Genomic DNA, 10,956 nt, shown 5'->3' on the forward strand with positions numbered 1-10,956 from the left:
GTAGCTAAAAAGGCTCCCGAAGGAGCCTTAAACTAAAATCTTGTATCTCTGTAGAGTGTTCTAACTTGTGTGAATGCCTGATCGTAAACCCGATCTATGAACGCTGCAAACAACTCTTGCGGACTTGGAGGTGGAATCTCCTTCTGCTTAGACATTCTTATTTCATCTTTAGTGAGAGCACGCTCATCGCCATTGAACGATGCCCACTCATACTGCCAGATGTCCTCGCCTCCCAGCTTTCTTTGAGCCAGTACTTGGTTGCTATAGGCATCTCTGATCTCAAAGTTTAGCATGCCCGTAGAGGCTAAGGTCTTTCTATAAGTAGTGAAGTCGGCCTTAACCGTTCCATATACATCGTGCGATACGCCTTCCTTATCTTTGAACTGACCTACCACTACGCTGTCTCGTTTTATCTCCTTAGTCTTCGATTCTATTCTGGTTTGCCCCAAAACAAAGTCATCGAATTCCATGCTCAAAATATGGTCTGGACTTATGTCATAAGCTTCCATATCGCCCTGAGAGTAAAACTGAACGAATCTATCTCTGCTAAAGCCATCTAAGAACTCAAACATTCTATTGGCAAAGTACTCATTGGTAAGCTCTAAGCTTCTTGAGTGAACCGGTATTGGCTCAACCAAAACTCGCACAGTTCCCATATTTCTTGCGTCAGTTAATAGACTGTCTATTCCTGGCAGATTGTTACTGTAGCGCAAAGCAGATTGGAAGTGACCAAAAGCCTGTCTTCCGCCTTCAATAGTATTGGTACTTAAAGCACTTTCTCCTAGAGAAACTTGAACCTCTGCAGCATTTTGAGCCGCAGCTTCTTGTTCTTGCAGATACTCCTTTGGATTTACTAAGTCTAAACAGGCAGGGCACCTTTGAATATCTCTGTAATACCTGTTCAAAGCAGCATATTCATTGTAGATAGACTCATACTTAAAGGAGTCTGAGCTTCTGTTCATTTGCTGAATTCTCTTCAGATGATATTGAGAAGCTACTCGATAACCGTCAATTAGAACGTCTTGCGCCTTTTTGTTAGATGGGTTAGACTGAAGTCTGTTGACAGCCCTATCTAAAGCGGTTTCATAATCGCCCTTATCGAAGGCGTTTTTCCCTGTGGCGCAGCCTACTAATATCAACGCCATGAACCCAAATAATAGTTGTTTGTAAAAAGTGTTCATAAGCTCTAATGTTTGGTTTTGGGATTGACTTGACGAAAATAGTGCCAAAACTACTTAGCCTTTGTCTAGCTCAATGATTTTATTTTTCATGAGCTCGTATGTGCTCTGAGTTAGCTGGTCTAAGTCACTGTCTGTTAGTCCTTCAACAGAAATTTCTGGCAAACAGTAACAATGAACCACTCCCGGGTTTAGCAAAAGGCTTCCTCTTTTCATCAGTTTACCCGCATCATGAATGATTACCGGAATAATTGGAATCTGTGATTCTATGGCCAATCTAAATGGGCCGTAGCGAAAAGGAAGTAAAGGATCATCTGTGTTATTTCTAGTTCCTTCTGGAGCTACCAAAACGGATGTTCCACCAGAAAGCAACTCCTTCAATCTTTTGCTCCCTTCTTTTCTACTTTCGGTATCTGACCTATCTACCCAAACGGCAAATCTGCCTGTTATCCATCCAAACACTGGGATTTTTGAAAGCTCTTTTTTACCCAAGGCTACTAGACTACTAGGGATAGCAATGGGAATGGCAGGCGCATCTAAAAAAGAGGTATGATTAATTACAAAAATGTATGACTTCTTTCTGTCTACCACTTTTTTATTGTGACCGATAAACCAAATACCAGTAAGTAGGCTGAAAATGTAAACCCACACACGAATAAAGAAGTAGGTGATGTTGTCTAGCTTCCGCGAAATGACAATGGGAATAACCATTGGCAAGGCAAAAACCAGCATAGGAACTACGAAAGCAATGGCGCACCAGCCTGTGTAAATGTACTGAATGATTCTCTTAATCATACATAGTGAATGTATCGCTAAAATAGTCAGAATTTAACAATAAGCACGAAGTGAATTTTGCCAAGCAGCAGATAAAGTCTCGCCCTCTAAACTTCTTCTATCACTTCAAATAATTCTTCCAATCATACAACACTTTTTACCATCTGTAACACCTAATAGCCATATGTGTACATTCTTGTATATGTGATTTGAGTTGGTTGTCTAAAGGCAATATTAAACTAACTGTAATGCTTAAAACTAAGCTTTTAGCTTCTTTCATTTTGCTACTGCTAGGCGGTAGTTTGATGGGGCAAGACCGTACCATCTCAGGTACTGTTCTTGATGAGTTCGGTGCAGCATTGCCAGGTGTAAGTGTTTCTGTTAAGGGCACTACTAATGGTATGATCTCCACTGAAGAAGGCCGTTATACGGTCAGCGTTAGCTCTAACACCGATGTGCTTGTTTTCCGATTCTTAGGATACAGGACCATTGAAGAAACGGTGAACAACCGAACCACAATAAATATCTCTATGGTACCAGATGTTGTAGATGCTGGAGAGGTAGTTGTTGTGGCTTATGGTACACAAGACACCAAAAGCATTACCGGCTCTGTGTCACAACTCACTGAAGAAAAGATTAAAGAAAGGCCAGTAACTAGCCCTATTTCTGCTCTTGGTGGTTCTGCTCCGGGTATTCAGGTAACCACCTCAACAGGTCAGCCTGGAGATAACCCAGCTATTAGGCTCAGAGGTATCGGTTCAATAAATGGTAGCAACAACCCTCTCTTTGTAGTAGATGGTGTGCCTTTCAGCGGAAACATCAACAGGATAAGCCCAGACGATATTGAGTCTATCTCTACTTTGAAAGATGCTGCTTCAACTTCACTTTATGGTGCAAGAGCAGCAAACGGTGTGGTAATCATCACCACCAAACAAGGTAAAAAAGGTGCTCCTCCAAAATTCTCTTTCTCAACTAAGCAGGGAATTACAGCCAGAGGAATTCAAGAATATGATAGACAAGCACCTCTAGATTACTACCAAACTTATTGGGAGGCAAGAAGAAACGACCTAATAGTTCAAGGCCGTACTCCTGAACAAGCAGCAACAGAGTCTACTAATGGCCTAATTCCTTTCTTGTTCTACAACGCTACCAATGTTGCAGACAATGCAATTATTGGAACAGATGGTTCTATTAACCCTAATGCTTCTATCAGATATTCTGAAGATGACCTGGATTGGTTCAGCCCAATTGAAAGGCTAGGCTACAGACAAGAGTATAACTTCAGCGCTCAAGGTGCCACAGAAAAAGTAAACTACTACGCATCAATAGGCTACCTAGACGAGAAAGGTGTATTCAAAAACTCAGACTTTGAGAGATATACCCTAAGAACCAATATTGATGTTAAAGTGCTAGATTGGTTGAAAATTGGCATGAACAACTCTGGAGACGTAAGACTTCAGAACACCGTTACCAGTGGCGGGTCTGGCTTCGCTAACGCTTTCTATAATGCAAGAAGAATGGGCCCTATCTTCCCTGTTTATGCTATAGATTCCAACGGAGAATACATAATTGACCCATTAACAGGCTCAAGAGCCTTTGACAGAGGTGATGCTCGCTTTGGCATTCCAAGAAGACCAAACAACACTTCGGGTCGTCATGCTCCTGAAGAAATGTTGCTAAACAGCAACTACAATGAGAGCTTGTTCTTCAGAACTGTTGGTTTCGCAGATTTTACTCCAATTGAAAACTTAAGTATTAAAATTAGTGGTAGTGTTGATATTGGTACATTTAACGGTCAGTTCTATGGCAACCCATATGTTGGAGACTATATTCCTGAAGGTAGAGCAACAAAAAGTGCCAACTTCGATATTACTACCAACTTCAACCAGCTAATCAACTACTCGTTTGATATTGGTGCAGCTAACTCTTTCGACATTCTTGTGGGACATGAGAATTACGGAGAAAAGATAAACGATTTTAGTGCAGCTAAAACTGGGTACATTGTTCTAGACAACCCTGTACTAGATAACTATACCACCATTGCTTCTGTAAGCTCTCAAATTGATAAATACAGAACTGAGGGTTTCTTCTCTAGAATAAACTACGCTCATAATGAAAAATACTATGCTTCTGTTTCTTTCAGAAGAGATGGTACTTCAAGGTTTGCTAGAGATGTAAGATGGGGTAACTTCTGGTCTGTTGGTGGTAGCTGGAGAGTTTCTGAAGAAGACTTCCTAAACAGCTTCGGTTGGCTTAACGAATTAAAAGTTAGAGCTTCTTATGGCCAAACAGGTAATGACAACGTTGGTGGATACTATCCTTCTCAAACACTCTATTCTGCTGGTAGAAACAACGCAAACAATGCTGGTTTCTTTAGCTACAATGTGGGTAATGGCGATTTATTATGGGAGAAAAACACTTCTGTAGACTTTGCTGTAGACTTTGAAGTATTGGATAGAGTAAGAGGTACTGTTGAGTACTTTAACCGTTACTCAGACAACCTATTGTTCTCAGTGCCAATTGCTCGTGAGTCTGGTTACACTTCTCAAAACAGAAACATTGGTAAAATGGTAAACAAAGGTCTTGAGTTCGATGTGAACGTAGACATTGTAAGATCTAACACCAATGGCTTTGAGTGGAACTTTGGCTTAAACGGTACTATGTTCTCCAATGAGATCACTAAGCTTCCGGAAGACTCTAGAGAAAACGGTATTATTAGCGGTTCGAAAAAATTGCTTGAAGGCAGATCTATCTATGACTTCTGGCTGAGAGATTGGTGGGGTGTAGACCCTGCAACTGGAGAGCCGCTTTATGTGTATGACCCAGCTTCTGAAGAAACACCAGCCAACCTTTTTACTACTATCGATGGTGTTCAGCTTACCAATAAGCAAAACAATGCGCTTTTTGCCTATAACGGATCTTCAATTCCTGACTTGTATGGTGCATTCACTAACAACTTCTCATTCAAAGGCTTCGATTTATCTGTTCTCTTTGCCTATAGCATTGGTGGCAAAATATATGATACCAACTATCAGAGCTTAATGAGTACAGATGACGGTGCAGCAGTTCATATAGACATTGCCAACAGATGGAAACAACCAGGCGATATCACTGATGTACCTAAAGTATCTGTAAACAATGATGTAAACATTGTTGCCACATCAGACAGATGGTTAACTGATGCTTCTTTCCTTAACCTGAGAAACATTAACCTTGGTTATACTTTCGATAAGGCATCTCTTCAATCACTTGGTATTTCAAACCTAAGAATGTACGTATCGGCCGAAAACCTATTCTTCGTTAGCGCTAGAAAAGGTATGAACCCGCTAGAAACATTCAACGGTACACAAGATGTTGGGCTTTACCCTCCATCTAGAATCATGACTTTGGGTGTTAACCTAAACTTCTAAAACTAAGACAATGAAATACATTTCAAGAATTATAATGCTCTTGGCAATAGTACTGGTAAGTGCTTGTGCCGAAGATTATTTAGACACCTTCCCTACTGATCAGCAAGCAGCCGATCAGGTATTGGGCACCATAGAAAACCAAAGAGCAGCTCTAGAGGGAATGCACAGACATATGTATAGCATGCCTGGCGCTTCTCAAGGTGAAAGGGCTGGCTATGGCAACTTCATGATCAATTACGACTTTCTTGGTAGCGATGTAGTAAACCCGCAAAGAGGTAGTGGTTGGTTCATTAGTGCGTATCAGTGGATTGACCACAGAAACAACTCTGGCTCTTTGGTTCGTCATACTTATGACTATTACTATACCATGATTGTAAACGCCAACAACATCATCAATTCTATTGATGCTATTGAAGGTGATGAATCTGAAAAGCAGAACATAAAAGGACAAGCTTTATTCTATAGAGCATTTGGTCACTTCAACCTTGTTCAACTTTATGGAAAAAGGTATGTGCCAGGCCAAAACAACACCCAGCTAGGTGTGGTAATTAACCTAGACGACCTTAATAGTATTGGTACTTCTAAAGCTAGATCTACAGTAGAAGAGGTTTATGCTCAAATTCAGACAGACCTTACTTCTTCTTTGCAAAACATTACTGCTTCTGGACAAACTTATGCTAGCGATAAATCGCAGATTAGTGCCAATGTAGTAAATGGTGTATTAGCAAGAGTTGCACTTACTAAGGGAGAGTGGGCCAATGCCATTACCTATGCTCAAGCTGCCAGACAAGGCTTTAGCGCTACAACCAGCGCACAAATGACCAACGGATTCAATAGCCAAGATACTCCTTCTTGGATTTGGGCCAGCCATGTTATTCCAGATCAAGGTGAGTATTTTGCGTCATTCTTTGCCTATATGTCTTATAACTACAGCTCGTCTCACATCAGAAACGACCCTAAGTGTATCAATGCAGATTTGTATGATCTTATTGCTGACACTGACGTTAGAAAAGGTCTTTGGGCAGTTACTCCTGCAGAGATGGCTGCAATAGATATTCCAAGCAACTTTGCCAAATATCCGTACATGAACGTGAAGTTCGAGGCACTTCCTTCTGGAACTATTGGCGATGGTGACGTTGTACTGATGAGAGCAGATGAAATGATCTTAATAGAAGCAGAAGCAAATGCTCACCTGGGCAACGATTTAGCAGCTAGAACAGCATTATTCAGCTTAGTTTCTCAAAGAGATCCGAATGCCTTAATAAGCTTAAATTCTGGTGCAGCACTTCTCAATGAAATTTTGGTACAAAGAAGAATTGAGTTGTGGGGAGAAGGTTTCAACTTTTTAGATCTAAAGCGTTTAGACCTACCATTATTCAGACCTCAGAGAGGAAGCTTTAGCTTAACTCAGGCAAGAATTACAGAGGTTCCGGCTGGTTCTCCAGAATGGCAGTTCTTATTGCCAATCAGCGCTATGAACGTAAATAAAGAGCTAGTTCAGAATCCTTGATTTTGTTCTGTTCAATATTAACAAATGAAAAGAGCCGTTTTTAAGCGGCTCTTTTCTTTTCCTTATAATCCAAGATTCTTTAAAAATAGTTTTTTTAAGTCGAATGCCTCATTAGCTTTGACCCTGAATTTAATGAAACAAGGTGCTGAGCAATCATCCAACTCAGTGTCTTTAAAAAATGGATGAAACCTAACTCTTTGCTTGCAAAACCCTGACCTCGAGTCGGGGTTTTTCATTTTAGTTCATGGCGCAATTATCTTTCCGGCTGGTGTCTACCAAATGGAATATCTTCCAGCCATTTTCTGTACGGTAAAGCTTGAAGGAATTGACACCGCAGTGCGAAAACACTCCGCCCAAGTAGAATTTGAAGGGAGTCCAAGCAGAAGCCAAATCTCCATCTATAGATATTGTTCCGAATTCAATTTGCTCGTCCCAAACCTTGTCATGAGGAGTGCCAACTGCGTTAAGGAAGTTTTGGAAGCTGCTGGTTTGTACAACGGCTTTGCCTTCTCTGTTTTGAGTGACTCGCTGAAAGATCACATCGTCTTTCATTACCGAATGAACCATAGAGGAATCTCCGGCTCTCATACCATCGAACATGGTGGTGATGGTTTTCTTTATTTCGGCAATATCGTCTTGAGCTTGAAGAGAGGGAGCCAATAAAAAGAGCCCGATAAGGGCTCCAAATAGTACTTTTCTATTCATATCTGAAGCGTTTAAAAACTGAAAATACTAATCTATTTTCAGTATGGCTGCTTCATAATTGCTAATTATCCTCCGCGTCTAACGCTTCCTCCTGTGTTGGTTCTAACATCCGTTCTTGGTTTGCCACTGTAGCGTACCGAACCGCCAGTACCCGCGCTAGCTCTCAATCTCTCTTCAGCATTCAACCTAATATCTGCACCGGTATTGGCCCTTGCGTAAGCATCGTTAGCTGTTAAGTCCATGGCATCAATGCTTCCTCCAGTAGAGGCAGAAACATCGACTTCTTCAGTGGTTCCTTGAATTTTAATTCTCCCTGAAGTGGTAGCTCCTAAATCAACTGACTTAGCCTCAGTTTTAAGATACACCGTTCCGGAAGTTGAAGTAGTTACCTTCAGGTCTGTCACTTTAATTTCAGACCTAAAATCTGCTTCGGCACCGGTAGAAACGTGAATTTCTTCTATTTCATCGGTGTAGGTTAGTTTTGCTCTTACTCTATTACTTCTGTGGTTGCCCCTAGAGAGTTTTACGTACAATTTATCTCCTCTCACCTCAGTAATTACATCTTCTAAATCGATGCGTGATACTTCCAGACTAATAGAGTTTTCAGAGCCTTTTTCAGCAATAAGATCTATGCCTTGTGCCACAGAAATTTCATCGAAACTCCTTAAGCTTCTAGTCTCTGTGTCTTGTGCCGAAAGTGATAATGCTGCTACTAAGCAGAAAAAAGTGAATAAGTATTTCATGGTATTGAGTTTTTATGACCTAGAAGAGAGACATGGGTTCACTTCTACAGGTTGCATCAACACCAAAGAAATCTAAAACTTAGGCTGCAAAAGCATGAATATTTGGAATGGTGATGATTTTGCGCGAATACACAATTACACCTTCCTCCTTCAATTCATTAATAAGTGTGGTAACCGTTTGCCGTGAAGAACTAATGATGTTGGCAATCTCTCCGTGGGTTAGATAGTTCTTAATTACAAGACCGGCTTCGTCTTGCTTGCCCTCTTTATTGGCCCAATCGAAAATGAAAGATTTAAGTCTGGCCTTTACGTCTTTAAAAACCAAGTTGGTGTATCTGGTCTCTAGCCCTCTCAGTTTTTCGGCCATTCTTCTGGCAAACGAAAGTGCCAAAACAGGGTGTTTCTGCATTAGAACTTCAAACTCGTCTTGATTGAAGATGCAAACAATTACTTCGCTGGAAAGTATCTCTGCAAACTCTTGAGTTTGTTTATAAGCAGCATTAGAAATTTCACCGAAATGGTCTCCTCCAAGCACAATACTTTTGATCAGTTCGTTTCCGAAACCATCAATCTCACTAATTTTTACCTTTCCGTTAATGAGGAAATATAGCTTCTTACTTGGCTCATTGTTAAAGTAAATGGCCTGACCTTTTTTCATTCGCACAAAACGGGCAATACTCGAAAGGTCATTGATTTGATCTTTGCTGAGGTCTGAAAACAAATCGAAGTTTTTCAGATACCAATATTTCATTTCCTTTTGCATACTACAGATTCATTAAAAGTTGTATCAGGGCAATAGCAATAATGATTGCACCCAATATTTGATTATAGTTTTTTGTTAATCTCATGTAAATGAACTCCCTCTTTCTAGAGGTGAATTCTGCTACGAGATACTGCAAAAGAAAGGCACCAAGTGCCGCTCCAAACACAAATGCCGACTGAACCAGCCAATGGTCTGAAGTGAGTAATTGATTCGTTTTAAGGTTTGTAATTACAAATAACCAAAACGGATATAGTTGTGGATTTAAAAGTCCGAATGTAAGCCCTAGCCATACTTCATTACCACTTTTCATGTTTAGTTTAGAATTAGTGGAAGAGCTTTTCTGAAAAATCAGAAAGGTGCCGAAAATCAGCAGTACCCCAATTGTCAAATATTTCAGAGTGTTTTGAAAGCCTTCAAACTGGTCTAGCAAATTGGCGCTGGCAAACGCCAGGCCACAGTAGAGCAATTCAGGTAGGCTACCTCCGAAACCAAATCGTATGGCAGACTTCTTATTCTTATTGAGTGCGGTATGAATGGTACCAAAGTTTACTGGCCCTAGTTGCACAGAACCTGCAAAACTAATGAGTGTTGCTAACAGCAAACTACTAAATACCATCCAAAGCATTTGGCAAACTTAGGTTAGTAGTGGGTGATTTAGTTACATTAGGCTTGCTCGAAAAATGACTTCTAATCAATCGAATCATTTCACCAGCAGGTGTAACTTTTGCTCCGAGCTTTCTGCTTTGCTGACTCACCTCAAACATCACTTTCATGGTTTTAGCCACATCTCTGTAAGCTTGAAGAAGATTGAACTTCGGATCATAGATATGGCCTGCTTCGGAAGTAACTCCGTTCAGCTCCATGATTTTTATATTCTTTCCATTCATTAAATCTTCTGGTGAGCTCACTTTTAGGTCGAATCGGCCAAAGTTGAAACCTTCAATTTTAGAGGCTATCTGATGAAACACCTCAACTGTCTGCTCATTAATTAGATGCTGTCCGCTTACAAACTTGGTTCCCAAACAGTGGTTACCAATAGGCTGAAGTAATTCGCTTTGGCCAGAAGGAAGAACCTCTTCCATTTTAACACCTAACTTTTTCTCTAAGCTTTTAATCTGGAGATGGTATCGCTCATTTTTCTGAAGGAGTTGCCTAATACTAGACTTTCCATCTCCCGTAACAGTGAGAAACTCTTTCATCACTATGGAAGAGATGCCTCTCTTTTCTGTCCCAGGAATTCGGTAGTAAAGTACGCCAAGCTCCAAGGAATAGCCGATGAATTGCTGAACCAGAAAGTCTACCGGATTAGCTTCCATGTACTTCCTTAAAGCTGCTTCATCCTCAATCTTTTCAACCTGACTACCTCTTTCCCCAACATTTGGTTTAGCAATTATGGGAAAGGTGAAACCATGAGTTTCTATTGCCTCTAGCACTTTCAACCAATCTTCTGAGGCTTTGAAGTGGAGTGTCTTCGGTAAGAACTGTGGATCGATCTTCTTAAGAATATCAATCTTAGATTCACCAAATACACCGCTGTGTTCAATGCCTGGATTAGCCGCAGTAAAGTAGGTCAAAGACCTGGCTTTCATTGCCAGGTACAGCCAATAGGGTACCATGGGCAGAAAGAAAAACCAGAATGGCCAGTACTCATAGTAGAATACTTTGACCCAAAAAAGTGGAAGCTTAGTTCTCATTAGTCAATTGAATGTAATCAATGGTTCAAGATTTACGAAGTTTCTTTGTGTACGATGTGCATCCAACAAGAAATAAGTGTCTTTCAATACAATGTCATTCTGCCGTCTGCAAAACCGTCACTTAATTGACAATTGATGTGCCAAAGCGAAAACAATGAATATAACTATCTGAAATACAG

At 40.6% G+C, this 10,956-nt stretch carries 9 protein-coding genes; 2 read left to right on the top strand and 7 right to left on the bottom strand.

All coding sequences use genetic code 11. The features are described from left to right. Positions 1 to 32: 32 nt before the first annotated feature. Together T7867_RS05695 and T7867_RS05700 are read right to left on the bottom strand one after the other, a co-directional pair. Positions 33 to 1,145, bottom strand: coding sequence for a hypothetical protein (locus tag T7867_RS05695; RefSeq protein WP_322299945.1), 1,113 nt, complete (start codon positions 1,143 to 1,145; stop codon positions 33 to 35). 90 nt (positions 1,146 to 1,235) lie between these two features. Continuing rightward, the gene (locus T7867_RS05700) at positions 1,236 to 1,973 is read right to left on the bottom strand and encodes a lysophospholipid acyltransferase family protein (RefSeq protein ID WP_288340218.1); all 738 of its coding nucleotides are present in this window, start codon (positions 1,971 to 1,973) and stop codon (positions 1,236 to 1,238) included. Positions 1,974 to 2,200: 227 nt separating this feature from the next. Here T7867_RS05700 and T7867_RS05705 point away from each other — a divergent pair, with 227 nt between their 5' ends. Next, the gene (locus tag T7867_RS05705) at positions 2,201 to 5,362 is read left to right on the top strand and encodes a SusC/RagA family TonB-linked outer membrane protein (RefSeq protein WP_157717514.1); all 3,162 of its coding nucleotides are present in this window, start codon (positions 2,201 to 2,203) and stop codon (positions 5,360 to 5,362) included. A 10-nt stretch (positions 5,363 to 5,372) separates the two neighbouring features. Continuing rightward, positions 5,373 to 6,872: a RagB/SusD family nutrient uptake outer membrane protein gene (locus T7867_RS05710; RefSeq protein WP_068216693.1), complete on the top strand. Its 1,500-nt coding sequence runs from the start codon at positions 5,373 to 5,375 to the stop codon at positions 6,870 to 6,872. Between the two features lie 237 nt (positions 6,873 to 7,109). Here T7867_RS05710 and T7867_RS05715 read toward each other — a convergent pair whose 3' ends face one another. The 5 genes from T7867_RS05715 to T7867_RS05735 form a co-directional block, all read right to left on the bottom strand. Further along, complete coding sequence (locus tag T7867_RS05715) at positions 7,110 to 7,577, bottom strand: hypothetical protein (RefSeq protein WP_068216695.1); 468 nt, start codon at positions 7,575 to 7,577, stop codon at positions 7,110 to 7,112. 65 nt (positions 7,578 to 7,642) lie between these two features. Further along, complete coding sequence (locus T7867_RS05720) at positions 7,643 to 8,320, bottom strand: head GIN domain-containing protein (protein WP_068216697.1); 678 nt, start codon at positions 8,318 to 8,320, stop codon at positions 7,643 to 7,645. A gap of 79 nt (positions 8,321 to 8,399) precedes the next feature. Then, entirely contained in the window at positions 8,400 to 9,071 is a 672-nt protein-coding gene (locus T7867_RS05725; protein WP_185101188.1) for a Crp/Fnr family transcriptional regulator, read from the bottom strand. A gap of 13 nt (positions 9,072 to 9,084) precedes the next feature. After that, positions 9,085 to 9,708, bottom strand: coding sequence for a LysE family translocator (locus tag T7867_RS05730; protein ID WP_084375561.1), 624 nt, complete (start codon positions 9,706 to 9,708; stop codon positions 9,085 to 9,087). Further along, positions 9,689 to 10,777, bottom strand: coding sequence for an ATP-grasp domain-containing protein (locus T7867_RS05735; protein ID WP_157717515.1), 1,089 nt, complete (start codon positions 10,775 to 10,777; stop codon positions 9,689 to 9,691). Before T7867_RS05735 ends, T7867_RS05730 begins: the two co-directional genes overlap by 20 nt. Positions 10,778 to 10,956 lie beyond the last annotated feature (179 nt).

Source organism: Roseivirga spongicola, assembly GCF_034376045.1.
In the GTDB taxonomy this organism is placed as follows: Bacteria; Bacteroidota; Bacteroidia; order Cytophagales; family Cyclobacteriaceae; genus Roseivirga; species Roseivirga spongicola.